This window comes from Amnibacterium endophyticum (assembly GCF_042680685.1).
In the GTDB taxonomy this organism is placed as follows: domain Bacteria; phylum Actinomycetota; class Actinomycetes; order Actinomycetales; family Microbacteriaceae; genus Amnibacterium; species Amnibacterium endophyticum.
This window is the reverse complement of sequence record NZ_JBHUEA010000009.1, coordinates 21511-44447: the sequence shown is the minus strand read 5'-3', so window position 1 is coordinate 44447 and position 22937 is coordinate 21511. Positions and strand designations below refer to the sequence as shown.

Annotated in this window: 25 protein-coding genes and 1 tRNA gene; 13 read left to right on the top strand and 13 right to left on the bottom strand. The window is 73.4% G+C overall.

Going from position 1 to position 22937, the window contains the following annotated elements:
* Positions 1-100 precede the first annotated feature (100 nt).
* Positions 101-757: a phosphate signaling complex protein PhoU gene (gene phoU, locus ACFSBI_RS07485; RefSeq protein WP_377933582.1), complete on the top strand. Its 657-nt coding sequence runs from the start codon at positions 101-103 to the stop codon at positions 755-757.
* 165 nt (positions 758-922) lie between these two features.
* On the opposite strand, the gene ACFSBI_RS07480 is transcribed toward phoU, so the two are convergent.
* Positions 923-1672 carry a phosphoglyceromutase gene (locus ACFSBI_RS07480; protein ID WP_377933580.1) on the bottom strand — a complete coding sequence of 250 codons (750 nt, stop codon included), beginning with the start codon at positions 1670-1672 and terminating at the stop codon, positions 923-925.
* 58 nt (positions 1673-1730) lie between these two features.
* Between ACFSBI_RS07480 and ACFSBI_RS07475 the strand changes: the two genes are divergently transcribed.
* Positions 1731-2495: a methyltransferase domain-containing protein gene (locus ACFSBI_RS07475; protein ID WP_377933578.1), complete on the top strand. Its 765-nt coding sequence runs from the start codon at positions 1731-1733 to the stop codon at positions 2493-2495.
* Between the two features lie 3 nt (positions 2496-2498).
* Here ACFSBI_RS07475 and ACFSBI_RS07470 read toward each other — a convergent pair whose 3' ends face one another.
* The 4 genes from ACFSBI_RS07470 to ACFSBI_RS07455 all read right to left on the bottom strand — a co-directional run bounded on the left by ACFSBI_RS07470 (position 2499) and on the right by ACFSBI_RS07455 (position 5804).
* Positions 2499-3593, bottom strand: coding sequence for an FUSC family protein (locus ACFSBI_RS07470; RefSeq protein WP_377933576.1), 1095 nt, complete (start codon positions 3591-3593; stop codon positions 2499-2501).
* A 1-nt stretch (position 3594) separates the two neighbouring features.
* The gene (ygfZ, locus tag ACFSBI_RS07465) at positions 3595-4680 is read right to left on the bottom strand and encodes a CAF17-like 4Fe-4S cluster assembly/insertion protein YgfZ (RefSeq protein WP_377933574.1); all 1086 of its coding nucleotides are present in this window, start codon (positions 4678-4680) and stop codon (positions 3595-3597) included.
* Positions 4681-4729: 49 nt separating this feature from the next.
* Positions 4730-5392, bottom strand: coding sequence for a heme-binding beta-barrel domain-containing protein (locus tag ACFSBI_RS07460; protein WP_377933573.1), 663 nt, complete (start codon positions 5390-5392; stop codon positions 4730-4732).
* Between the two features lie 154 nt (positions 5393-5546).
* The gene (locus tag ACFSBI_RS07455) at positions 5547-5804 is read right to left on the bottom strand and encodes a hypothetical protein (RefSeq protein ID WP_377933571.1); all 258 of its coding nucleotides are present in this window, start codon (positions 5802-5804) and stop codon (positions 5547-5549) included.
* 121 nt (positions 5805-5925) lie between these two features.
* Here ACFSBI_RS07455 and ACFSBI_RS07450 point away from each other — a divergent pair, with 121 nt between their 5' ends.
* From ACFSBI_RS07450 to pstB, 8 genes are all read left to right on the top strand, one after another.
* Positions 5926-6612 (top strand): response regulator transcription factor, encoded by a 687-nt coding sequence (locus ACFSBI_RS07450; protein WP_377933569.1) that lies wholly within the window; start codon positions 5926-5928, stop codon positions 6610-6612.
* 77 nt (positions 6613-6689) lie between these two features.
* Positions 6690-7193, top strand: coding sequence for a hypothetical protein (locus tag ACFSBI_RS07445; protein ID WP_377933568.1), 504 nt, complete (start codon positions 6690-6692; stop codon positions 7191-7193).
* A gap of 52 nt (positions 7194-7245) precedes the next feature.
* Positions 7246-9414 carry an RNA degradosome polyphosphate kinase gene (locus ACFSBI_RS07440; protein WP_377933566.1) on the top strand — a complete coding sequence of 723 codons (2169 nt, stop codon included), beginning with the start codon at positions 7246-7248 and terminating at the stop codon, positions 9412-9414.
* The gene (locus ACFSBI_RS07435; RefSeq protein ID WP_377933564.1) at positions 9411-10355 is read left to right on the top strand and encodes an NUDIX hydrolase; all 945 of its coding nucleotides are present in this window, start codon (positions 9411-9413) and stop codon (positions 10353-10355) included. Before ACFSBI_RS07440 ends, ACFSBI_RS07435 begins: the two co-directional genes overlap by 4 nt.
* A gap of 216 nt (positions 10356-10571) precedes the next feature.
* Positions 10572-11672 (top strand): phosphate ABC transporter substrate-binding protein PstS, encoded by a 1101-nt coding sequence (pstS, locus tag ACFSBI_RS07430; RefSeq protein ID WP_377933562.1) that lies wholly within the window; start codon positions 10572-10574, stop codon positions 11670-11672.
* A gap of 105 nt (positions 11673-11777) precedes the next feature.
* Positions 11778-12713, top strand: coding sequence for a phosphate ABC transporter permease subunit PstC (gene pstC, locus ACFSBI_RS07425; protein ID WP_377933560.1), 936 nt, complete (start codon positions 11778-11780; stop codon positions 12711-12713).
* Positions 12713-13789: a phosphate ABC transporter permease PstA gene (gene pstA, locus ACFSBI_RS07420; RefSeq protein WP_377933558.1), complete on the top strand. Its 1077-nt coding sequence runs from the start codon at positions 12713-12715 to the stop codon at positions 13787-13789. Before pstC ends, pstA begins: the two co-directional genes overlap by 1 nt.
* 25 nt (positions 13790-13814) lie before the next feature.
* Complete coding sequence (pstB, locus tag ACFSBI_RS07415) at positions 13815-14594, top strand: phosphate ABC transporter ATP-binding protein PstB (protein WP_377933556.1); 780 nt, start codon at positions 13815-13817, stop codon at positions 14592-14594.
* A 236-nt stretch (positions 14595-14830) separates the two neighbouring features.
* Here the strand turns inward: pstB and ACFSBI_RS07410 are convergent, their stop codons facing one another.
* The 3 genes from ACFSBI_RS07410 to ACFSBI_RS07400 form a co-directional block, all read right to left on the bottom strand.
* Complete coding sequence (locus ACFSBI_RS07410; RefSeq protein ID WP_377933554.1) at positions 14831-15568, bottom strand: anti-sigma factor; 738 nt, start codon at positions 15566-15568, stop codon at positions 14831-14833.
* A complete protein-coding gene (gene sigK / locus ACFSBI_RS07405) occupies positions 15565-16155 on the bottom strand; it encodes an ECF RNA polymerase sigma factor SigK (protein ID WP_377933552.1) in 591 nt (196 codons plus the stop codon). The genes ACFSBI_RS07410 and sigK overlap by 4 nt, the downstream gene beginning before the upstream one ends.
* 243 nt (positions 16156-16398) lie before the next feature.
* Complete coding sequence (locus tag ACFSBI_RS07400; RefSeq protein ID WP_377933550.1) at positions 16399-17028, bottom strand: DNA-directed RNA polymerase subunit beta; 630 nt, start codon at positions 17026-17028, stop codon at positions 16399-16401.
* Between the two features lie 206 nt (positions 17029-17234).
* Here ACFSBI_RS07400 and ACFSBI_RS07395 point away from each other — a divergent pair.
* The 3 genes from ACFSBI_RS07395 to ACFSBI_RS07385 all read left to right on the top strand — a co-directional run bounded on the left by ACFSBI_RS07395 (position 17235) and on the right by ACFSBI_RS07385 (position 18452).
* A tRNA-Lys gene (locus ACFSBI_RS07395) sits at positions 17235-17310 on the top strand.
* Between the two features lie 258 nt (positions 17311-17568).
* Positions 17569-17787: a hypothetical protein gene (locus ACFSBI_RS07390; RefSeq protein WP_377933548.1), complete on the top strand. Its 219-nt coding sequence runs from the start codon at positions 17569-17571 to the stop codon at positions 17785-17787.
* A gap of 38 nt (positions 17788-17825) precedes the next feature.
* Positions 17826-18452: a class I SAM-dependent methyltransferase gene (locus ACFSBI_RS07385; RefSeq protein WP_377933546.1), complete on the top strand. Its 627-nt coding sequence runs from the start codon at positions 17826-17828 to the stop codon at positions 18450-18452.
* A gap of 6 nt (positions 18453-18458) precedes the next feature.
* Here ACFSBI_RS07385 and ACFSBI_RS07380 read toward each other — a convergent pair whose 3' ends face one another.
* The 5 genes from ACFSBI_RS07380 to ACFSBI_RS07360 all read right to left on the bottom strand — a co-directional run bounded on the left by ACFSBI_RS07380 (position 18459) and on the right by ACFSBI_RS07360 (position 22937).
* Positions 18459-19040, bottom strand: coding sequence for an HD domain-containing protein (locus tag ACFSBI_RS07380; protein ID WP_377933544.1), 582 nt, complete (start codon positions 19038-19040; stop codon positions 18459-18461).
* Positions 19041-19124: 84 nt separating this feature from the next.
* Positions 19125-20060 carry a glycerophosphodiester phosphodiesterase family protein gene (locus tag ACFSBI_RS07375; RefSeq protein ID WP_377933542.1) on the bottom strand — a complete coding sequence of 312 codons (936 nt, stop codon included), beginning with the start codon at positions 20058-20060 and terminating at the stop codon, positions 19125-19127.
* Positions 20057-21130 (bottom strand): ABC transporter ATP-binding protein, encoded by a 1074-nt coding sequence (locus ACFSBI_RS07370; protein WP_377933540.1) that lies wholly within the window; start codon positions 21128-21130, stop codon positions 20057-20059. Before ACFSBI_RS07370 ends, ACFSBI_RS07375 begins: the two co-directional genes overlap by 4 nt.
* Positions 21127-22008, bottom strand: a complete 882-nt coding sequence (locus ACFSBI_RS07365; protein ID WP_377933704.1) for an ABC transporter permease — start codon at positions 22006-22008, stop codon at positions 21127-21129. Before ACFSBI_RS07365 ends, ACFSBI_RS07370 begins: the two co-directional genes overlap by 4 nt.
* Positions 22005-22937, bottom strand: a complete 933-nt coding sequence (locus ACFSBI_RS07360; protein WP_377933538.1) for an ABC transporter permease — start codon at positions 22935-22937, stop codon at positions 22005-22007. Before ACFSBI_RS07360 ends, ACFSBI_RS07365 begins: the two co-directional genes overlap by 4 nt.

Genomic DNA, 22937 nt, shown 5'->3' with positions numbered 1-22937 from the left:
CGGGCCCGAGTTCATCGGGGGTTCGCCGGAGCGGCACCTGCTGTTCACCTGGGCGGCGGACGGTGGCCGTGCCGGTCGCGAGCGGTGAGGGGATGCACAGATGCGCGAGGTCTTCCAGCAGGAGCTGACCGAGGTCCAGGAGCGGCTCGTCCGCATCGCGGACCTCGTCGCCGAGTCGATCGACAAGGCGACGACCGCCTTCAACTCGTCGGACGTGACGCTCGCGGAGAGCGTCATCGCGGACGACCACCTGATCGACGAGCTCGCCTCGAGCCTCGACGAGCTGGCGATCGACATCCTGGCCCGGCAGCAGCCCGTCGCCCGCGACCTCCGCATCGTGGTGTCCGCCCTGCGGATCAGCGCGTCGCTCGAGCGCATGGGCGACCTGGCCGAGCACATCGCGCAGCTCGCCCGCACCCGCTTCCCGGAGAAGGTGGTGCCGAAGGGCCTGCGCCCGACGTTCCAGGAGCTCGGCCGGCTCGACGTGGAGATCGCCCGCAAGCTGACCCGGCTGCTCCAGTCCGAGTCCACCGAGCTGGCGGAGGAGATCCGCAACGACGACGACGACGTCGACGAGCTGCACCTCAGCGTCTTCGACAAGGTGCTCGGCGAGACCTGGAAGGGCAACGCCGGCGACATCGTCGACGCGACGCTCGCGAGCCGGTACCACGAGCGGTTCGCCGACCACGCGGTCTCGATCGCCAAGAAGGTCCAGTACCTGCAGACCGGCGACTGGGTGGTCGCGGTCGGCCACTGAGCAGGACCGCGAAGCCGAGGCGCGGAGCGCTTCAGCAGGAACAGCGCGCTTCAGCAGGAGGATCCCGACCGGATCCTCCTGCTGGACGTCGTCGTTCCTGCTGAAGCGCTCACCGCTTCCTGCTCAAGCGCTCGCGTTCCTGCTCAAGCGCTCGCGGCGGGCGGGTCAGGCCTGCTTCGCGCCCTGGGCGGCGACGGCGGCGGCGCCTGCGGCGGCGGCCTCGGGGTCGAGGTACTCCCCGCCCGCGACGACCGGCTTCAGGTCGTCGTCCAGGCGGTAGTGCAGCGGGATGCCGGTCGGGATGTTCAGCTCGGCGATCGCGTCGTCGCCGATCCCGTCGAGGTGCTTCACGAGCGCGCGCAGCGAGTTGCCGTGCGCGACCACGATGACGCGCTCCCCCGCGCGCAGCCGCGGCGCGATGTCGCTCTCGAAGTACGGCACCATCCGGTTCACGACGTCCTGCAGGCACTCGGTGCGCGGCACGTCCACCCCCGCGTAGCGCGGGTCCGCGTCCTGGGAGAACTCGCTGCCGCGCTCGATCGGGGGCGGCGGCACGTCGTAGCTGCGGCGCCAGGTCTTGAACTGCTCCGGGCCGTACTCCGCGAGCGTCTGCGCCTTGTCCTTGCCCTGGAGCGCGCCGTAGTGGCGCTCGTTCAGCCGCCAGTCGCGCACCACCGGCAGCCAGGCGCGGTCCGCGGCGAGCAGCGCCTCGTCGGCCGTCTGGATGGCACGGGTCAGCAGCGAGGTGAACACGACGTCCGGCAGCAGCCCCGCGTCCGCGATCAGGCGGCCGGCGTTGCGGCCCTCCTCGACGCCGCGGGGGGTGAGCCGCACGTCGACCCACCCGGTGAAGAGGTTCTTCTCGTTCCAGTCGCTGAAGCCGTGGCGCAGGAGCAGCAGGGAGTGTTCGGTCACGTCCGCCGAGTGTAGGGCGGGGCCCTCCCGCCCCTCCCAGGTCCGGTACGGTCCGGCCATGCCCGTCGGCCGCATCACCCGCGGCACCACCGGCACCAACCGGCTGCGCCGCGTGGACCGCTACCTGGCGACCCTGCCCGTGCTGCGCGGGACGCCCGACCCCCTGGTCGTGGACCTCGGCTACGGCGCGCGCCCCTGGACCGCGCTCGAGCTGGCGGACCGGCTGCGCCCCGTCGCGCCCGGCGTGCGGGTGCTCGGGCTCGAGATCGACCCGGAACGCGTCGCGGCCGCGCAGGCGGCGGAGCGCGACGGCGTCCGCTTCGCCCTCGGGGGGTTCGAGATCCCGGCGGAGCGCGAGCCGGTGCTCGTCCGCGCGATGAACGTCCTGCGCCAGTACGACGAGGCCGAGGTGCCGGGCGCCTGGCGCACCGTCGGCGCCCGGCTCGCCCCGGGCGGGCTGCTCGTCGACGGGACCTGCGACGAGCTCGGCCGCATCGCGTCGTGGGTCGACGTCGGCAGGGCCGGCCCCGAGCGGTTCACCCTCTCGCTGCGCCTCGCCGGCCTCGAGCGGCCCGGCGTCGTCGCGGAGCGCCTGCCGAAGGCCCTCATCCACCGCAACGTGCCGGGCGAGCGGGTGCACGCGCTGCTCGCCGACCTCGACGGCGCCTGGACTCGGGCGGCCCCGCTGTCGGTCTACGGCCCGGCCCAGCGCTTCGTCGCCGCCGTGACCGCCCTCCGCGACGCGGGCACGCCGGTGCTCGGCTCGCGGGACCGCTGGCGACTCGGGGAGCTGACGGTGCCCTGGTCGGTCGTCGCGCCCTGACCCTCAGCCGAGCACGGGCAGCCGGCTGCGCACCGCAGCGGCGTCGTCGCCCGCGGCTACGGCGAGGTCGACGACGATCGGACGCACGAGCACGGTGATCATCGCGTCCGAGACGGAGGCGCCCGGCGTGAGCACCCGCGGGTCGAGCCGTTCCGCGACGAGCACCAGGTCGCGGCGCGCGAGCGCGGCGGCGCCCGGCTCCCGCACGCTGCGGCCGAGCAGCCCGCTCACCTGGCCGATCACGGAGACGAGCTGGGCGAGCTCGGGTCGCGGCCGGCCGTCGGCCAGGGTCGCCTCGGCGCGGCGGGCGATCGTGCGGAGCGACCGGACGGCGAGGTCGATGCCGTCGACGAGCCGCCGCTGCCCCCGCAGCTCGTCCAGCCGGCCGTGCAGCAGCGGGGAGATGCGGGCGATCGCGACGGCGGAGTCGACGGTCGTCGTCCAGTCCGACTGCGCCGGCTGCAGCGCCCGCAGGGTCGCGAGGGAGGACGCCGCGGCGCCGGGGTCCGCCGTGCGGAAGGCGCGGGCCAGGTCGTCGATCGCGCGACGCAGGCCGGCGAAGACGACGTCCGCGTCGCGCTGCGCCGCGTGCCGCGGGTCGCGCGGCAGCAGCGCGGTCGCGAGGAGCGCCATGCCGCCGCCGACGAGGCCGTCGACGCTGCGGGCCCACGTGCCGCCCGCGGGCAGCTGGAGCAGCAGCACGATCGCGGACTGCGCGGTCGCCGCGACCGCGATCGCCGGCGGTGCCTGCAGGGCGCGTGCGACCAGCAGCGTGACGAACAGCGCGATGAGGATCTGGGCGACGCCGCGACCTGCGACCACGAGCACCACCTCGGCGAGCGCGACGCCCACCGAGAGCCCGAAGGCGGTCTCGAGCACCCGACGCGGACGAGCGTCCCGGACGAACCCGAGGCTGCTGAGGCACACGGTGATCGCCAGCAGCGGCACGGCGCGGCCGAGCGCGAAGTGGGCGACGCAGTAGGCGGCGGTGGCAGCCACCGCCAGCTGCCCGGCCGCGGGCACCGCCTCCCACGCGCGCCGGGCGGCGGCACGGGGGTCGAGCGCCGCGGTCAGGCGGGCGGCCCGCTGCGGCGACACCTCAGCGGCGCTGGACGGCGCCGAGCCGGGGCAGCCGCGGCACCGCCACCGCCGGTCCCGCGCCCGCCGGCACGACCGTGCGCTGCGCCGCGGAGACCGCCTCGCCGTCCGCGTGGACGGTCAGCACCGCGTCCTCGGGCAGGGACCGCTTGACGACCGCGAGCGCGATCGGCCCGTCCTCGTGGTGCCGGGCGCTGCTCGTGACGGTGCCGACCTCGTCCTCGCCGGACAGCACGGGCGCGCCCGGCACCGGCAGCACTCCGGCGGAGCCGTCGAGGTCCAGCTGCACGAGCCGCCGGGGTGGCCGCCCCAGGTTGTGCACCTTCGCCACCGTCTCCTGCCCGCGGTAGCAGCCCTTCGCGAGGTGCACGGCGCTGCGGAGCCAGTCCAGCTCGTGCGGGAGCGTCCGCGCGTCGACCTCGAGCGCGGCGCGCGGGCGCCAGGCGGCGATCCGCAGCGCCTCGAGGGCGTCGACCCCGGCGAACGGCCCGGGCAGCCCCGGCAGCGCGGCCCGCGGCACGAGGGCGAGCCGCAGCGGGAACGCCTCGCCCGGGTGATCGGCGGTCGCGGCGCGCGTCACGCCGCCCTCGGCGCCGGTCGCCCACGGGTCCCGCCAGACGAGCGACGGGCCCTCGGGCCCGGGCAGGTGCGGCTCGGACAGCGCGCCGACCACCGCGACGTCGGCCGTCACGTCCTCCACGACGACGCGCTTCATGAAGCGCATCCGGTCGAGGAACGCCGCGAGGGGTGCCGCCGAGGCCGCCTCGACGACCAGCCAGGTCGCCGCGCCGTCGTCGACGACCGCCATCGCGTGCTCCACGCGGCCCGCGGGGTCGAGCAGCAGGGACTCCGCGGAGTCGCCGGGGCGGAGGTCGCGGACCCGCTGGCTCGTGAGGGAGTCCAGCCAGTCCAGCCGGTCCTCGCCGGTCAGCCGCAGCACCCCGCGGGAGGAGAGGTCGACCAGCGCCTCCCCTGACGTCAGCCGTCGCTGCTCGCGCACCGGCTCGCCGTAGTGCGCCGCGACGCCGGCGTCCGGCTCGCCCGCCCGGACGGCGCCGGGCAGGGTCAGCAGGGGGCTCTCGGGCATGCCACGAGGGTAGGCGCGCGGAGTGCCCCCTGCGGCCCGCCGTTCCGGATCAGTCGACGCGGCGGAGACGGCCGGACGAGTGGGTGCGCAGCTCCTGCCCGAGCGCGGCGATGTCCCACGCCCAGAGCAGGTCCCCCTCCACCAGGCCGTAGAGCCGCGTCGCGGCGGAGTACTCCTTCGCGCTCTCCGTGCGCAGGACGGCGTCCGTCGCCAGGTCGACGCGGGGCCCCTTCACGCGGCCGAGGTAGAGCTCCGAGACGCCCGTCGGATGCACGACGGAGACCTCGACGTCGAAGCCGTCGGACGCGTTCCGCAGGGTCTCGACGCTCGCGGCGGTCGAGAAGGGACGGGGCCCCGTGCCGGGCAGCATGCCCGGGCCCGGGTCCCCCTCGGTCGGCGGGCGGCTGATGCGCCAGTAGCCCGCCTCGGTGACGAGCGGCGTCGTCTCGTCGTCCTGCGCCTGCCGGAGCGCGGGCTCGTCGGCCCGGCCGGAGGCGTCGGGCGTTCCGCGGTCGGCTCCGAACAGCCACGTGAACGAGCTGTAGTTGAGGTACGGCAGGCCGTCGTGGCTGAACGAGACGCGCTGGCCGAACTCGTGGCGCCGCGTCTCGTCGCCGACCTCGTACTCGATCAGCCCGGTGCCCTCCCAGACCCCGATCAGCCAGGACAGCGGGACGAGCTCGGCGGGCAGACCGGCCGGGATGTCGATCATCGCCATCGCTAGCGCTGGCCCCGGAACAGGTTGTAGACGACCACGACCGACACGAACGCGATCGAGAGCGAGGCGAGCGCGAGCAGGCCCAGGAAGAAGTACTCGATCGCGAGCTGCACGCGTCGAGCCTAATCGCGCGGCGGGCGCGGGCCGCTCAGGCGCCCGCCGCGGCGAGCAGCGCGCCGATCGCGACGAGGACGAAGGCGCCGACGGAGGCCGCCGCGAGCCGGAGCACGAAGCCGGACCGGTCCGCGACGGCGAGCTGGCCGGCGATGCCGACGGCGACCGCGAGACCGGCGGTCAGGGCCAGCCAGCGGAAGGCGTCGAGCCCGGGGACGGCGGCGAGGACCACGACCACGCCCGCCGCGGCCGCGACCCATGTCGTCGCCACCGCGACCCGTCCGAGATGCATCGCGAGCGATCCTCCCACCGTCGCCGGTGGACGCCCCGACGGGGCGGCGGACGAGGGAGATAAGGGCACCCTTCCCACGGCGGGTAGCATCGGCACCCGGAGGCGAGCCGGAAGGACCCGTATGGCGACGCTGTTGATCCTGACCCCTCAGGTCGACGGCGACGCCCTGCCCGCGCTCGCGCTGCTCAGCCACGTCGTGCGCCGCATCCCCGCCGAGCCCGCGCAGCTGGTCAACGCGCCGCCCTCCGACGCGATCCTCGTCGACGCCCGCCACGACCTGGCCAGCGCGAAGTCGCTGTGCAAGATCCTCACGACCACCGGCATCACCGTCCCGCTGCTGCTGATCCTGACGGAGGGCGGGCTCACCGCGGTCAGCGCGGACTGGGGCACGAGCGACGTCGTGCTCGACTCCGCGGGGCCCGCGGAGGTCGACGCCCGCATCCGGCTCGCGATCGGGCGCATGGCGAACGCGGAGAGCGCCTCGAAGATCCAGGCGTCCGGCGTCGTGATCGACGAGGCCAGCTACTCCGCGCGGGTGCACGGCCGGCCGCTCGACCTCACGTTCAAGGAGTTCGAGCTGCTGCGGTTCTTCGCGACCCACCCCTCCCGCGTCTTCACGCGCGAGCAGCTGCTGAGCGAGGTGTGGGGCTACGACTACTTCGGCGGCACGCGCACCGTCGACGTGCACGTGCGGCGCCTGCGCGCGAAGCTCGGCGACCTCGAGAGCCTCATCGGCACCGTGCGGAACGTCGGCTACCGCTTCAACGTGGTCGAGGACGAGGACCGGCTCGCAGCCGCTCGCCGGTAGCCGCCCAGCCGCAGGACGGGCGACGCCGCTACCGTCGGGCGCCCGAAGCCCGAGGTGAACGAGGGGACCAGCCCGCCATGACCACGAACCCGGACCAGTCCGCGGTGCCGTCGACCGTCCGCACCGCCTCGCTGCTCTACCTCGCGCACGGGGTGCTGCGCCTGATCAGCGCGCTGCTGTCGCTGATCCTGCTGCCGCAGACGATCGACCTCGCACGGCGGACGGCCTCGCGGCAGCTGCAGGGGCAGGACACGAGCGGCGTCGACCTGGACGCCGTCGCGACCGGTTCCGCCGTCGTCGCGACCGCCTTCGCCGTCCTCGCCGGGGTCGTCATCGGGGTGCTCACGATCGTGTTCGCGCGGAAGCTGCTGGTCGGGCGGAACTGGGCGCGCATCACGCTGCTCGTCTTCGCGGTGCTGGCGCTGCCCGGGCTCCTCGCCCTCGGCGGCGTCGGCGGCATCGGGGTCGGGCTGCTGTCCGCGGTGAGCTCGCTGGCGGCGGTCGCGGGCGCCGTCCTCAGCTTCCTGCCCTCGTCGAACCCCTGGTTCCGGCGGAGCACCGCGCCGCGACCGGAGGCCTGAGCGCGCTCCTCGTTCACCTGCGCGTCACCTGGCCGGTGGCAGGATCCTTCCCATGGACGACGAGGCCGTGGCGGTCGCAGACGCCCCTGAGGACCGGGCGGCGCCCGCCGAGCCCGCCGCGGAGGCGCCTGCCGAGCTGCCGGGGAACCGGTACATCGACCGGGAGCTGTCGTGGCTGGCCTTCAACGGCCGCGTCCTCGACCTGGCGCAGGACGACAGCCTGCCGCTCCTCGAGCGGACCAACTTCCTCGCGATCTTCGCGAGCAACCTCGACGAGTTCTTCATGGTGCGCGTCGCCGGGCTGAAGCGCCGCATCCTCACCGGCCTCGCCGTCCCCACGAACGTCGGCACGCCGCCGAAGGCGGTGCTCGCCGACATCAACGCGGCCGCGCACGTGATGCAGATCCAGCACGCGGAGACCTTCCAGCGCCACCTGCGGCCGCTGCTCGAGGAGCAGGGCATCCGCATCGTCGACGTGGACGACCTCGCCGAGGACGAGCGGGGCCGGCTCGCGGAGGTCTTCTCCACCCAGATCTTCCCGGTGCTGATGCCGCTCGCGGTCGACCCGGCCCACCCGTTCCCGTACATCAGCGGGCTGTCGCTGAACCTCGCGGTGCGGGTGCGCCACCCGAAGTCGGGGCACATCGACTTCGCCCGCCTGAAGATCCCGGCGGGCCTGCTGCCGCGCTTCGTGCAGACGGGTCCGCAGAACGGTCCGACGGCGACCTTCGTGCTGCTCGAGGACCTGATCGCGCACCACTTGAGCGAGCTCTTCCCCGGCATGGAGGTGCTCGAGCACCACGTCTTCCGCCTGACCCGAAACGAGGACGTGGAGGTCGAGGAGGACGAGACCGAGAACCTGCTGCAGGCCCTCGAGAAGGAGCTGCTGCGCCGCCGGTTCGGGCCGCCGATCCGCCTCGAGATCACCGAGGACATGGACGCCCGCACCCTCGACCTGCTGACGACGGAGCTCGGCATCGGGGAGGACGAGGTCTACCGGCTGCCCGGGCCGCTCGACCTCGGCGGCCTGTTCGAGCTGAACAAGCTGGACCGGCCGGCGCTCCACTACCCGACGGCGGTGCCGGCGACCGCGCCCGCGTTCACGCCCGGGGAGCCGAACGAGAAGCCCGACCTGCTCGCCGCGATCCGCGAGGGCGACGTGCTGGTGCACCACCCCTACGAGTCGTTCGCGACCAGCGTGCAGGCGTTCCTCGAGCAGGCGGCGGCCGATCCCGACGTGCTCGCCATCAAGCAGACGCTGTACCGCACGAGCGGCGACAGCCCGATCGTCGAGGCGCTGATCGACGCCGCCGAGGCCGGCAAGCAGGTGCTCGCGCTGGTCGAGATCAAGGCCCGGTTCGACGAGCAGAACAACATCGACTGGGCCCGCAAGCTCGAGCGGGCGGGCGTGCACGTCGTGTACGGCCTGGTCGGGCTGAAGACGCACTGCAAGCTGGCGCTCGTCGTGCGCCGCGAGGCGGACGGCCGGCTGAAGAACTACTGCCACGTCGGCACGGGCAACTACAACCCGAAGACGAGCCGCATCTACGAGGACCTCGGCCTCTTCACCAGCGACGACCACGTCGCCCGCGACCTCGTGCGCCTGTTCAACCAGCTGTCCGGCTACGCGATCGAGAAGAAGTTCCGCCGGCTGCTCGTCGCGCCGCTGCACCTGCGCCGCGGCCTGCTGAAGCGGATCAACGCGGAGCGGATGCACGCCGAGGCGGGGCGGCCGGCACGGATCCGCATCAAGGTGAACTCGATGGTCGACGAGTCGATCATCGACGCGCTGTACCGCGCGAGCCAGGCCGGCGTCGAGGTGCAGGTCTGGGTCCGCGGCATCTGCAGCCTGAAGCCCGGCGAGCCGGGGCTCAGCGACAACATCGTGGTGCGCTCCATCCTCGGCCGCTACCTCGAGCACTCGCGGATCTTCTCGTTCCTGAACGACGGCGACCCGGTCACCTACATCGGCAGCGCCGACATGATGCACCGCAACCTCGACCGGCGGGTCGAGGCGCTGGTGCGGCTGAAGCGGCCGGAGCACCTCGCCGAGCTGGACGCCCTCTTCGACGCCGCGATGAGCGACGCGACGGCGTCATGGCACCTCGACGAGGTCGGCATCTGGACCCGGCACGCGAAGGGCCCGGACGGGGAGCCGCTCACGGACCTGCAGGCCTCGGTGCAGCAGGCGCTGTCGTCGCGACGTCGGCCGACGCGGTGACCGACGTCGACGGCCCGGTCCTCGCCGCCGGCGCGGTCTGCTGGCGCCGGCGCGCGAAGAGCGTCGAGGTGCTCCTGATCAGCCGTCCGCGCGGCGACGTCAGCCTGCCGAAGGGGAAGGTCGACCCCGGCGAGTCCGTGCCCCAGGCCGCCGTGCGCGAGGTGGAGGAGGAGACCGGGTACCGCGTCCACCTCGGCGTGCCCCTCGGATCCGTGCAGTACGTGCTGCCGAACGGCCGTGACAAGACCGTCGTCTACTGGGCCGCCGAGGTGTCGAAGGACGAGCTGCGGCGCGGCGTCTTCACGCCGAACGACGAGGTCTCGTCGATCGAGTGGGTGCCGCTGTCGAAGGCCCGGAAGAAGCTCACCTACGAGCGGGACGGCGACGTGCTGCAGCGGTTCGCCGAGCTGGCGGTGACGGGCGACATCGAGTCGTTCGCGCTCATCGCCCTGCGGCACGCGCGGGCGGAGTTCGACTCCCCCTCGGGCGCCGATGCCGACCGGCGCCTGACCCCGCGCGGCCACGTGCAGGCGCGTGCGGTGGTGCCGTCGCTGGCCGCGTGGGGTCCGACCCGCATCGTGAGCAGCACGGCGAAGCGGTGCCAGAGCACCGTCGCGCCGATCGCGAAGGCGAGCGGCGTCGAGGTGAAGACCGCGCCGGCGCTGAGCCAGGACGGCTGGGAGATGAGCGGCCACGACCCCCGCGGCATCCGCGCGGTGGTCGACCGGCGGCTGTCGAAGGGCCGCACGACCGTGCTCTGCAGCCACGCGCCCGTGCTGCCGGAGGTCCTGGAGCAGATCGCGGAGGCGACCGGCAGCCCGAACGGCGGCCGGATGACCCGCGCCGGCATCCTCGCGACCGCGGAGTTCGCCGTCGTGCACGTCGCCCGGCAGTCGCCGCACCGCATCCTCGCGATCGAGACCCACGCCGCTCCGGAGTAGCCGGCTCGGCTCCGTCACCGGGGTGTTCTCGACGGGCTCGACCAGCAGCTCCGGGGTCCCCCGTCGGCGGGGGTCGTTCACCTCCCGTTCACCTTCGGGCGGCCTCCGCGCTACCGGGGCTGCCTACCGTGCAGGCGTCGCCGCGGAAGAGGAACGTCGAATCCGACGAGCCCGCTGGCGCCACTGCACACACCGACCCCCGAAGGGATCTCCCCAGTGAAGAACCTGCGCGCAGGCCTCGCCATCGGCACGGCCGTCACCGCCATGATCGCGCTCTCGTCCTGCGCCTCCAATGAGGGCGGCACGCCTGCGGGCGCCGCCTCCGGCGGCTCGTCCGCCAGCACCTCGGTCTCCGGCACGCTGAACGGCGTCGGCTCCTCCGCCCAGGGCACCGCGCAGGACACCTGGCGCGCCGCCTTCCAGCAGGCGAACTCCGGCGTCACCGTCAACTACAACCCGTCCGGCTCCGGCGCCGGCCGCACCGCGTTCATCGCGGGCGGCGCGCAGTTCGCGGGCAGCGACTCGTACCTGAAGGACTCCGAGCTCTCCGGCACCTTCGCCCTGTGCGACGGCAAGGCGATCGACATCCCCGTCTACATCTCCCCGATCGCGCTCGTCTACAACGTCGAGGGCGTCAAGTCGCTGCAGCTCGACCCGGCGACGGTGGCGAAGATCTTCAAGGGCGACATCACGAAGTGGAACGACCCGGAGATCGCGAAGCAGAACTCCGGCGAGAAGCTGCCGAACGCCACGATCGACCCGGTGCACCGCTCCGACGACTCGGGCACGACGAACAACTTCACGAACTACCTGCACGCGGTCGCGCCGAGCGTCTGGACGCAGGAGGCGTCGGACACCTTCCCGTACAAGACCGGTGACGGCGCGAACGGCACCTCCGGCGTGATCCAGGCGGTCCAGGGCGGCTCGAACGCCATCGGCTACGCGGACCTGTCGAAGGCCGGCGACCTCGACGTCGCGAAGATCAAGGTCGGCGACAAGTACGTCGCGCCGAGCACGGCCGGCGCGTCCGCCGTCGCCGCGGACAGCGAGCAGCAGTCCGGCCGCGAGACGAACGACCTCGCGATCAACGTGAACCGCACGACGACGAACTCGGACGAGTACCCGCTGACGCTGATCTCGAACGCGATCGTCTGCCAGACCTACAAGGACTCGTCCGTCGGCTCCCTGGTCAAGGCGTACATGCAGTACGTGACGAGCGACGAGGCCCAGCAGGCCGCCGAGAAGGCCGCCGGCTCCGCGCCGCTGTCGGGCAACCTGAAGAGCAAGGTCGACACCGCGGTGGCCTCCATCAAGTAGTGCACGCGCCGACGGGCCCGGACGGAGTCGTCCTCCTTCCGGGCCCGTTAGCATCGCGCCGACCCGGATCTCCTGTTCAGCGAGCGAAAGGCTGCACCCGGCACCATGACCGCTGCCTCCCCCCGCATCCCCGCCGCCAAGCGCGCGGGCGATCGCGTCTTCTCCGGCACGACCCTCGCCGCGGGGCTGCTGATCCTCGTCGTGCTGGCCGCGGTCGCGATCTTCCTGGTCGTCCGCAGCCTCCCCGCCTTCTTCGCGCAGGACCTGGAGCTGGGCGCGGGCTTCCCCACCTTCCTCTCCTACGTCGTCCCGCTCGTGTTCGGCACGATCTGGGCCGCGGTGCTCGCGCTGGTGCTCGCGGTGCCGTTCTCCATCGCGATCGCGCTGTTCATCTCGCACTACGCCCCGCGGCGGATCGCGCGCGGCCTCGGCGCGGTCATCGACCTGCTGGCCGCGGTGCCGTCGGTCGTCTTCGGCCTCTGGGGCATCTTCGTGCTCGCGCCGTTCGTGCGCCCCTTCTACGACTTCCTCGGCGAGTACTTCGGCTGGATCCCGCTGTTCGCCGGCAACATCTCCGGCACCGGGCGGACGATCCTCACCGTCGCGATCGTGCTCGCGGTGATGATCATCCCGATCATCACCGCGCTGTCCCGCGAGGTCTTCCTGCAGACGCCGCGCCTCAACGAGGAGGCCGCGCTCGCCCTCGGCGCGACGCGCTGGGAGATGATCCGGATGGCCGTGCTGCCGTTCGGCCGCGGCGGCATCGTGTCCGCCTCGATGCTCGGCCTCGGTCGGGCGCTCGGCGAGACCTTCGCCGTGGCGATGGTCCTCTCCCCCGCCGTCACCATCAACTTCCGCCTGCTGACCGCGCAGAACCCGACGACGATCGCCGCGAACATCGCGCTGCGGTTCAACGAGGCGTTCGGCAGCACCCTGAACGTGCTGATCGCGACCGGCCTCGTGCTGTTCGTGATCACGTTCGCCGTCAACGCCCTCGCACGCCTCATCGTGGCGCGCACGACCGTCGGGAAGGCCGCCTGATGGCGACGATCGCGCTCGGCTCCGGCACCAGCCGGGGCACCCTGCCCCGCTGGTCCTCGCTCGGCCTGCTCGCGGGCAGCTGGGTCGTGATGGCCCTGCTGTTCCTGCTCTTCCTCCTCGCCGGCATGACGCAGGCGTACAGCCTCGTCGGCGTCCTCTTCTTCGGGACGGTGCTCTGGGGCGTCGCGGTCTGGACGACCTCCTTCATCGTGGAGGGCTCCCGGAAGGCGAAGGACCGGCTGGTCACCTCGGTGGTCACGACGGCCTTCGTCATCGCGCTGCTGCCGCTCGTCTCGCTGCTGCAGACGGTCATCGCCCGCGGCGCCGCGCGCTTCGACCCGCAGTTCTTCTCGGAGTCGATGCGCAACGTCGTCGGCGCGGGCGGCGGCGCGATCCACGCCGTCGTCGGCACGCTCGAGATCACGCTGGCCGCCGCGGTGATGAGCGTGCCCATCGGTGTGCTCACCGCGATCTACCTCGTGGAGTACGGGCGCGGCCCGATCTCGCGGCTGATCACCTTCCTCGTCGACGTCATGACGGGCATCCCGTCGATCGTGGCGGGCCTGTTCGCGGTCGCGCTCTTCACGCTCCTGACCGGCAACCCCGGCTTCCGCTCCGGCTTCGGCGGCTCGGTCGCGCTGTCGGTGCTGATGATCCCGATCGTCGTGCGCTCCAGCGAGGAGATGCTGAAGCTCGTGCCGGCCGAGCTGCGCGAGGCGTCGTACGCCCTCGGCGTGCCGAAGTGGCTGACCATCGTCAAGGTCGTCCTGCCGACGGCGCTGGCCGGCATCGTCACCGGCGTCATGCTCTCGATCGCCCGCGTCATCGGCGAGACGGCGCCGCTGCTGCTCATCGCCGGCTTCACCGACTCGATGAACTACAACCTCTTCGCGAACCAGATGATCGCGCTGCCCGTGTACGCGTACACCCAGTTCGCGAACCCCGGTGTGCCGGCAGACCCCTACTACGACCGGGCCTGGACCGCGGCCCTCACGCTGATCCTCATCGTCGTCCTGCTGAACGTGATCGCGCGGCTGGTCTCCCGGCTGTTCGCGCCCAAGCTCGCCTCCCGCTGAGCGGCTCCCCCGAAAGGCACCACCCATGTCGAAGCGCATCGCCGTCAAGGACCTGAACGTCTACTACGGCTCGTTCCTGGCCGTCGAGGGCGTCTCGATGACCATCGAGCCCCGCACCGTGACCGCGTTCATCGGCCCCTCCGGCTGCGGCAAGTCCACCTTCCTCCGCACCCTCAACCGCATGCACGAGGTGATCCCCGGCGCCCGCGTCGAGGGCGAGGTGCTCGTGGACGGGAGCAACCTCTACGGCACCGGCGTCGACCCGGTCGTGGTGCGGCGCCAGGTCGGCATGGTGTTCCAGCGGCCGAACCCCTTCCCGACGATGTCGATCCGCGACAACGTGCTCGCCGGCGTGAAGCTGAACAACAAGAAGATCTCGAAGGGCGACGCCGACGCGCTCGTCGAGAAGTCGCTGCAGGGCGCGAACCTGTGGAACGAGGTCAAGGACCGGCTGAACCTGCCGGGCAACGGGCTCTCCGGCGGTCAGCAGCAGCGGCTCTGCATCGCCCGCGCCATCGCCGTGTCGCCCGACGTGCTGCTGATGGACGAGCCGTGCTCCGCGCTCGACCCGATCTCGACCCTCGCGATCGAGGACCTGATCGAGGAGCTGAAGCAGCAGTACACGATCGTGATCGTGACCCACAACATGCAGCAGGCGTCGCGGGTCAGCGACAAGACCGCGTTCTTCAACATCGCGGGCACCGGCAAGCCCGGCAAGCTGATCGAGTACGACGTGACGTCGACGATGTTCTCGAAGCCGTCGGTCAAGGCGACCGAGGACTACGTGAGCGGCCGCTTCGGCTGATCCCGCACCGGGAACGCAGCCGCACCCATACGGACCGACGCGCTCGTCCGTGAGGCGGCCCGCGCTCGTCAGCGCGGGCGCCCTCCGCGAGGATCGCGGACTTGCCTCACGTTGCTCGGACACGCCGCACACGAGCGCGATTCGGGGCAAGCGTGCGCTTCCTCAGCGCGGACTTGCCTCACGTTGCTCGGACGCGCCGCACACGAGCGCAATTCGGGGCAAGCGTGCGCTCGGAGTCAGGCCGTGACGGGGAGCGCGACGATCGGGCGCGTCGTCGGCTGCTCCGAGCCGCCCGCGGGCTCGACCGAGACCGCGATCCGCTCCCCCGGCACCGGGACGTGCTCGATGACGCGGTAGTGGTCCCCGGTCTCGTACAGCCCGGCGCTCACCACGCGGTCGCCCTGCACGCTCCACACCTGCAGCACGCGCCCCTCGGGGACGTCGACGCCCTTGACGACGATGGCGCTGCCGCCCTCGTCGCGGGAGGAGTAGAGCGTCGCCTCACCGCCGCCGCGGACCTCGCGGACGACGGGCGGCCCGTCGGCCCCCGCCACGATCGCGGAGTACTGCAGATCGGGCTGGACCAGCGCCCGCTGCACGATCACCCCGCCTCCGAAGAGCAGGACGGCGACCGCTGCCGCGGCCAGCAGCACGGACGGACGGCGGAGCAGCCGTCGTCGCCGCCGCGGCGCGACGTGCGGCGCGGCCGCGAGCCGAGGCTCGGGCTCCTGCACCGGCGCGTCCTGCGGCGTGTGCTCGATCGCCTCGAGCAGCGCGGCGCGCAGCGCCGGCCGCGGGGCGACGGGCGCGACCGAGAGCCCGAGGGCGACGGCGGTGTCCGTGAGGCCGACGACCTCGCCGCGCAGCTCCTCCGACTCGCGCATGGCGTCGAGCAGCGCGGCGCGCTCCTCGTCCGTCACCGCGTCCAGGGCGTAGGCCCCGCTCAGCAGATGGATCTCCTGGCGCTCGTTCACGAGGTCACCCCCAGCGCGTCCCGCAGGCGGATCATGCCGTCGCGGATCCTCGTCTTGATCGTGCCGACGGGCACGTGCAGCCGCGACGAGATCTCGGTGTGGCTGAGCCCGCCGAAGTAGGCGAGCTCGACCGCCTGCCGCTGCAGCTCGGTGAGCCCGGCGAGGGCCCGCTTCACCCGCTCGCTCTCGAGCTGCACCTCGACGTGCTCGGCGACGTGGTCGAACTCGCGGTCGTAGTCGCGGATGCCGACGCGCACGTCGCGGTCCCGGCTCGCCTGCGAGGCCCGGACGCGGTCGACGGCGCGGCGATGCGCCATGGTGAGCATCCACGAGATCGCGCTGCCCCGCTCCGGCTTGTAGCGCGACGCGGTCTGCCAGATCTCGAGGTACACCTCCTGGGTGACCTCCTCCGCCTGCGCGGGGTCCACCAGCAGCCGCCGCACGAGCCCGAAGACGCGGGACGCGGTCGCGTCGTAGAGGTCGGCGAACGCCTTGCGGTCGCCCTCGCCCACTCGGGTGAGGCGGTGCTCCGGCGTCTCGGCGCCGTTGAGGGCGTCGCCGACGTCGGGGTCCATGACGACCAGCATCCCGCACCTCCCTCCGCGTCCACGCAGACGCGTCCGACCAACCGTGGCAGGGGTTCGATGCACGGCGGGAACCGGATTGGGAGGGGTCGCGCACAGGGCCCGGATGCGCAGGATGTGGCATCGACCGTCCCGAGACGGAGGAGAGTGCCGGACCGCAGAAACGCCTCTCGGCGCGAGGCCGCTCGAAGCGGCTATATGTGGAGCCCGGGGTTACTGCGGCCCGGCGGGGCCCGAAGGCCTCGATCAGTCTAAAGCGCCGTCGCTGTGCAGCCGGGCGCAGGAGGACAGCTCGTCGGCGAGCCGGGCGAGTCGCGCGGCCCGCCGCGTGAGGGTCGCGGCGCGGTCGGGCGAGGCGGCGTCCGCATCGTCGGCGAGGTCCGTGCAGCCGGCGGCGGTCACCCGGCAGAACGCGGCGGCCCGGTCGAGCGCGACGGTCAGATCGCCCTCGAAGACGCCGCGCAGGATCTCGTCGGCGACCGCGAGCAGCTCCTCGGGCCCGGCCGGCGTGGGCGCGCCGGCGACGACGGGGTCGATGGACCGCAGCCGCTGGACGCCCCGGTCGAAGGCGAGCGCGGTCAGCTGCGGATCGCGGCGGATCATCTCCCGCAGCAGGTAGAGCCGCCAGAGGGCGCCGGGCAGGCTGAGGGCGGAGGCCCGCGACCACAGCTCCGCGACCGCGTCGATGCCCTCGCGCTCCGCGAAGGCGACGAGCCGCTCGACGACCTCCGGGTCCGGGTCGGCCCGCACCCGGCTGACGAGCGCCTGCGCGGTCTCGTGCGCGGTGCGCACCAGCAGGGCCGGGTCCTCGCCGCCCTGCACGAACTCGAAGTGGGCGGACGGCACGCGGACGGGGCGGTGGAACTCGGACGGCACGGCAGGCAGCGTAGGAGCGGCTTCCCCTGCGCGCTCCCCGGTTCGCGGGCAGCGCACCGGAGCGCGCCTCGCCACCCGGCGCGGTCCTGCCGCCGCCTCGCGCGGTCCCTGTCGCGTCGCGCGACAGGCCCGCCCACCGCGCGACGCCCGAACGACCGCGCGACGGCCCGCCGCGCGACGCGTGCCACGGCTACGCTCGGAGCCAGGGGCCTCTAGCTCAGTCGGTAGAGCATCGGACTTTTAATCCGCGGGTCGTGGGTTCGAGCCCCACGGGGCCCACCAGGCCCAGGCGCCGCACGGTCCTCCCCCGAAGGCCTCGGCACGGTCGGATGCGTCCAAAGCAGCGGAGCGATCCGGATGGAGCAGCCGACATCCCGGCAGGTCGAGCGCATCGGCGGGCCGCGGCATGGCGTGCACTCCTGCCGCAAGCCCCTTCCCACCGCGCGATTCATGTGGTCCCATCGATTGTCCAGCGAGCGGGGGCGCCATGCCAGCCATCACCGACCGGGGCCACGGCCTCGTGCACTGCCGCGTCCGGCCATGCCCGACCGCGTGACGCTGGTGTCCTCCTGCAACGCGGGAGTCGCCGCCCGAGGAGCCGCCGGCGCCGCGCGCGAGATCGCCGCGATGCTGCTCGAGGCGGCAGCGGTGCACGAGCGGTCCGGTCGCGCCGCCCTCGCGGCCGGCCACCGCCGCAGGGCGGAGCAGTGCGACGACCTCGCGGACCGCGCGGAGCAGGCGGAGGCGGACGGGCGCTGAGCGGCCGCCGTCCGACCCCGGTGGTCGACTCCTCGCCGATGACCGACCAGGAGCCAGCAGCACCCGACCTCGCTGAGGTGCAGCGTGCGTACGGCCGCTGGACCGCCGCCTACGTCGATCTGTTCGACGGGGCGGAGAAGGCGTCGGCGGAGGACCGCGCCGTCATCGCCGGCTGGGCGGCCGGGGTCCGCGGCAGGGTGCTCGACGCCGGCTGCGGCCCCGGGCACTGGTCCGCGTTCCTCCGCGACCGCGGCGTGCAGGTCGAGGGCGTCGACGCGACCGAGGCGTTCGTCGCGCACGCCGCCCGCGCGCACCCCGGCGTCCCGTTCCGGCAGGGCGACCTGCGGATGCTCGAGCTGCCGCCCGCGTCTCTCGGCGGCGTGCTCGCCTGGTTCTCGCTGATCCACCTCGACCCCGCCGAGGTCCCCGCCGTGCTCTCGCGCTTCGCCGACGCGCTCGTCCCCGGCGGCGCGCTGCTGATCGGCTTCTTCGCCGGCCCGTCGCTGCGGACCTTCGACCACCGCGTCGTCACCGCCTGGGCGTGGCCGCCGGAGCAGCTCGCGGACGCGGTCCGCGCCGCGGGCTTCGACGCCCTGCGCACCGCGTCGCGCACGCAGCCGAACGGGCGCGTGGTCGCCGAGCTGACGGCCCGGCGGACCGGATGATCGACCTCAGCGCCGAGACGGCGTCGGCGGATCCGTGCGGCGCGACTCCGCCAGTCGTGCCTCCACCCGCCGCACCGCCCGCTCGCGCGCCGGCAGCGCCACGAGCAGCGCCTCGTAGCGGATCCGGTCGTCCTGGTGCCGGTGCACGGCCTCCCAGAGCCGGATCGTCGACGTGCGGGGCAGCCCCTGCTTGGACACGACCGCGTCGGCGTGGTCCAGCACGTCCATCAGCGGTGCAGGCGGCGGCGCGAACCGCCGGAGCACGTCGTGCACCCCGGCCCGCCGCGCCTCGAGCACCGCGCAGGAGTGGTGCGCGACCAGCTCGACGACGAGCGGCGGCATCCCGGCGGCCTCCGCGCGGACCGCGTCGTCGACCCCGTGCACCCGGCGTCGAACGGCGGGGCTGGCGTAGCCGACGTCGTGCAGCCAGGCCGCCGCGACCAGCAGGTCACGCTCCGGCAGCGCGAGGGCCGTCGCCGTGCGACCGACGACGTGGGCTACCCCTGCCGAGTGGGCCATCCGCTGCGGGTCCTCGCGCAGCAGCTCCCGGCTCAGCAGCCGCGCCCGCCCGACCATCCCGTCCCCCACCCCCGCACGATATCGAGCGCCCATCAGCGGCCGCCGACGAGCGGACGCCGGGTGGTGATCGGCGGCGCCGGCGCGGCGAGGGCGTCAGAGCTGCAGCGCCGTCGTGGCCGCACGGGCGGCGACCAGGCCCGTCGTGAGGTCGGGATGGTCCGTGAAGACGCCGTCGACGCCGGTGTCGAGGAGAGCGTTCCAGTAGGCGCGCCAGTCCCCCGATCCGCCGCCCGTGCGGCGGTACGCGGGCGGGAGGAAGGGGTTCTCGGGGCGCAGCGTCCAGGTCCACACCTGCAGCCCGGCGGCGTGCAGGGCCGCCACCCGCGACGAGGTGACGAGGGAGGTCGGCAGGCTGACGCCCGCGAGACCCTCGAACCGGGCCGCCGCCAGCTCCTGCCGGAACGTCGGACCCCGGGGGATGCGACGGCGCTCGTCCTCGGCCGTCCCCACGGCATCGACCAGGTAGACGAGCGGCAGGCCGAGCGGCGCGAGTGCGCGAAGCGGCGCCTTCTCGAAGCTCTCGACGGTGAGACGGGGCAGGCGGGGCTGCGCCGCGAGCGTCGTCGCGAGCAGCTGCGGCACGTCGAGGCCGAGGTCCGCGGAGCGCGTCGCGTCCTTCACCTCGACGACGAGCAGCACGTCCGCCTCCGCGGCGAGCGCGAGGACGTCGGCGAGCAGCAGCACCGGCTCGCGGTCGTCGTGGAGGGCGCTCTGCGGCCGCACGCCGGGCAGCCGCTCGCGGGCGTGCAGCGTCGTCAGCTCCTGCCCGGTGAAGTCCTCCGCGAACCACTCGCGCCTGCCGCCGGCCGCCCGGTGCGCCCGGCCCGCGAACTCCGGCCGGTCGGCGACGTCGGTCGTCGCCCGCAGCGCGTGCTCGTGGCGCACGGCGAGCGCGCCGTCGCCCGCGGGCACCACGTCCACCTCGATCGCCTGCGCCCCCTGCTCGATCGCGAGCAGGAAGGAGGAGCGCGTGTGCTCCGGCCGGTAGCCGGGCGCCCCGCGGTGGCCGATGACGAGCGGCGGCCTCACGGCCGTGGGGCGACCGCGACGGGCTGCCCGGAGAGGGCGACGTGCACGAGGTCGCCCGGGTCGGGGCGCTCGCTCGCCGCATGCTGCACGGTCAGGGCCGAGCCCGACTCGAGTCGGACGACCGTGCGGCGCTGGGCGCCGAGGAAGCTCGTCGAGACGACGATCGCGGGCAGCCCGTCCGCGACGAGCCGCACGTCCTCCGGACGCACGAACGCGAGCACGGGGCCGTCCGGGACCGCGCTCGGCAGCGCCGGGACGTCCTGCCCGGCGACCCGGACGCGGCCGTCCGCGAGCACGCCCTCGACCCGGTTGCTCTGCCCCACGAAACCCGCCACGAACTCGGTCGCCGGCCGCAGGTAGAGGTCCTCCGGCGTCCCGATCTGCTCGATCCGGCCCGCGTGCATCACCGCGACCCGGTCGGCGACGGCGAGCGCCTCCTCCTGGTCGTGCGTGACGAACACGGCGGTGATGCCGGTCTCCTGCTGGATCCTGCGGATCTCGTCCCGCAGCTGCACCCGCACCTTCGCGTCGAGGGCCGAGAGCGGCTCGTCGAGCAGCAGGACGCGCGGCCGCGTGACGAGCGCGCGGGCGAGGGCGACGCGCTGCTGCTGACCGCCGGAGAGCTGGTGGGCGAAGCGCTCCCCCAGGTGCCCGAGCCCGACCAGCTCCAGCGCCTCCCGCACCCGGCGGTCGCGCTCCGCCCGACCGACCTTGCGCATCTGCAGCCCGAACGCCGTGTTCTGCGCGACCGTCATGTGCGGGAAGAGCGAGTAGGACTGGAAGACCATGCCGATGTCCCGCCGGTGCACCGGCACCGACTCGATGTCGGCGCCGCCGATGCGCACGTGGCCGGCGTCGATCGTCTCGAGCCCGCTGATCGCGCGCAGCGCCGTCGTCTTGCCGCAGCCGGACGGTCCGAGCAGGGCGACGAACTCGCCCGGCCGGACGTCCAGGCTGATGGCGTCGAGGGCGCGGCTGCCGGTGCCGTAGTCCTTCACCACGTCGACGAGCTGCACGGGGGTGCCGCGGACGACGAGCGACTCGGCGGGCTGCGGGACGGTGGTGGTCATGATCTCCTCCGGCGGGGTCGCCGCCCGATCGAGCCCGCGGTCGACACGACCACGAGCAGCACGAAGACGAACAGGAGCGCGGCGAGCGCGAGCAGCGCGCCGACGTAGGGGTCCGTCTGCTGCAGGAGCAGCAGCGCGGTCTGGAACGTGTTCTGCGAGAGCACGTTCGCGATGGTGAACTCGCCGAGGACGACGGACACCGTCAGCAGGCAGGAGGAGATCAGGCCGCGCCGCAGGTTCGGCAGCACGACCCGCGTCACCGCCACCGGCCAGGAAGCGCCGAGCGAGCGGGCCGCCTCCGTCAAGGTGGCGAGGTTCAGCGCGCCGATGCTCGCCTGGATCGGGCGGTAGGCGTACGGCAGCACGATGACGCCGATCGCGAAGGACAGGGTCCACGGGTCGCTGCCGACCACGCCCTGCAGCACCTGGTAGACGGGGACGAAGCCGACGACCAGGACGATGGTCGGCACCGTGATCGGCAGCAGGCAGACGAACTCGAGCGCGCGGTGCACCCTCGGGTACCGCAGCTCGGCGAGCAGCATCGCCGGCAGCAGCAGGAGCAGCACGATCGCCACGACGATCACCGCGAGCACGAGCGAGTTCTGGACGCCCGCGAAGAGGTCGCTGTAGTTCGAGGCCTGCGCCGGATCGAACAGCGCCGCCCAGTGCACGAACGTGATGCCCGAGCCGGAGATCGGCCGCAGCGTGAACCACGCCATCGACAGCAGCGGGATCGCGAAGAGCACCGCGACGACCGCGAGGACGACCGCGCCGGTGGCCTTCGACGGCCCGGCGCCGTACCGTCCTCGTGGCGGGCGACGGGCCGTCGGGACGCCCGTCGGCTCGAGACCGACGACCTCGGCCGCCCCGGCGGTCATCGCTGCCACCGCCGGGTCCGCCGCTCCAGCAGGGCGTACAGCGACATCAGCACCGCCATGATCACGACCATCCCGGCGGCGAGGACGCCGGCGGTGTTCGCGACCCCGACGATGGTCTCGCTGGTGAGCTGCTGGCGGATCGCCAGCGTGATGATGCCGCCCTGCGAGATCAGCGCGGCGGCCGTCGCGTAGGACGAGAACGCGTTCGCGAACAGCAGGATCAGCGCGCCGAAGAAGGCCGGCGCGAGCACCGGCAGCCCGATCCGGCGCCAGAAGTCGAGGCGGGTCCCGCCGAGCGTGGCGACCGCCTCGCCCCACTGCGGCTTCAGGCCCTCGAACGCCGGCATGAAGGCGAGCACCATCAGGGGCACGCCGAAGTAGGTGTACGGCAGCACGAGGCCGGCGACCGAGTAGAGGAACGTGCTCGTGTCGAACGAGGTCGCGCCGAGCACGACCTGCTGGACGAGGGTCTGCGCGCCGAAGGTCGCGATGAACGCGAACGCCAGCATGACCCCGCCGAACTGCGCGAAGACGCTGCTGGCGGAGTCGACCACCGCGCGGACGAGGCCGTCCGGGCGCACCGAGCCGAGCGCCCAGCAGACCAGCGCGCCGACGATCGCGCTGATGACCGCGGACAGCGCCGACAGCCAGATCGAGCTCACGAAGTTGGAGCGGATCACCGGATCGGCGAACGCGGCGAAGTTCGCGAGGGTGAGCCGCCCGTCCGCGTCGAAGAAGCCGCTCGCGACCGCGACGACCCCGGGGACGGCGAGGAAGAGCAGCACGTAGACGCCGAAGGGCGCGAAGCCGAGCCAGCCGACGCCGCGGCGCCGGAGGGATCGCCCTCCGGCGCCGCGGGTGCCGACCTGCTCCGTCCCTGCGGGCGCGGCAGCGCCCACCGGGGTGATGGCAGCGGTCGAGGTGGTCAT

Coding starts and splice junctions, on each gene's coding strand:
- ACFSBI_RS07450 (WP_377933569.1), top strand. CDS start 5,926: ATGGCGACGCTGTTGATCCTGACCCCTCAGGTCGACGGCGACGCCCTG.
- pstA (WP_377933558.1), top strand. CDS start 12,713: ATGGCGACGATCGCGCTCGGCTCCGGCACCAGCCGGGGCACCCTGCCC.
- ACFSBI_RS07455 (WP_377933571.1), bottom strand. CDS start 5,804: ATGCATCTCGGACGGGTCGCGGTGGCGACGACATGGGTCGCGGCCGCG.
- ACFSBI_RS07365 (WP_377933704.1), bottom strand. CDS start 22,008: ATGACCGCCGGGGCGGCCGAGGTCGTCGGTCTCGAGCCGACGGGCGTC.
- ACFSBI_RS07445 (WP_377933568.1), top strand. CDS start 6,690: ATGACCACGAACCCGGACCAGTCCGCGGTGCCGTCGACCGTCCGCACC.
- ACFSBI_RS07440 (WP_377933566.1), top strand. CDS start 7,246: ATGGACGACGAGGCCGTGGCGGTCGCAGACGCCCCTGAGGACCGGGCG.
- phoU (WP_377933582.1), top strand. CDS start 101: ATGCGCGAGGTCTTCCAGCAGGAGCTGACCGAGGTCCAGGAGCGGCTC.
- pstC (WP_377933560.1), top strand. CDS start 11,778: ATGACCGCTGCCTCCCCCCGCATCCCCGCCGCCAAGCGCGCGGGCGAT.
- ACFSBI_RS07360 (WP_377933538.1), bottom strand. CDS start 22,937: ATGACCACCTCGACCGCTGCCATCACCCCGGTGGGCGCTGCCGCGCCC.
- ACFSBI_RS07385 (WP_377933546.1), top strand. CDS start 17,826: ATGACCGACCAGGAGCCAGCAGCACCCGACCTCGCTGAGGTGCAGCGT.
- ACFSBI_RS07460 (WP_377933573.1), bottom strand. CDS start 5,392: ATGATCGACATCCCGGCCGGTCTGCCCGCCGAGCTCGTCCCGCTGTCC.
- ACFSBI_RS07390 (WP_377933548.1), top strand. CDS start 17,569: ATGCCCGACCGCGTGACGCTGGTGTCCTCCTGCAACGCGGGAGTCGCC.
- ACFSBI_RS07370 (WP_377933540.1), bottom strand. CDS start 21,130: ATGACCACCACCGTCCCGCAGCCCGCCGAGTCGCTCGTCGTCCGCGGC.
- sigK (WP_377933552.1), bottom strand. CDS start 16,155: ATGCTGGTCGTCATGGACCCCGACGTCGGCGACGCCCTCAACGGCGCC.
- ACFSBI_RS07475 (WP_377933578.1), top strand. CDS start 1,731: ATGCCCGTCGGCCGCATCACCCGCGGCACCACCGGCACCAACCGGCTG.
- pstB (WP_377933556.1), top strand. CDS start 13,815: ATGTCGAAGCGCATCGCCGTCAAGGACCTGAACGTCTACTACGGCTCG.
- ygfZ (WP_377933574.1), bottom strand. CDS start 4,680: ATGCCCGAGAGCCCCCTGCTGACCCTGCCCGGCGCCGTCCGGGCGGGC.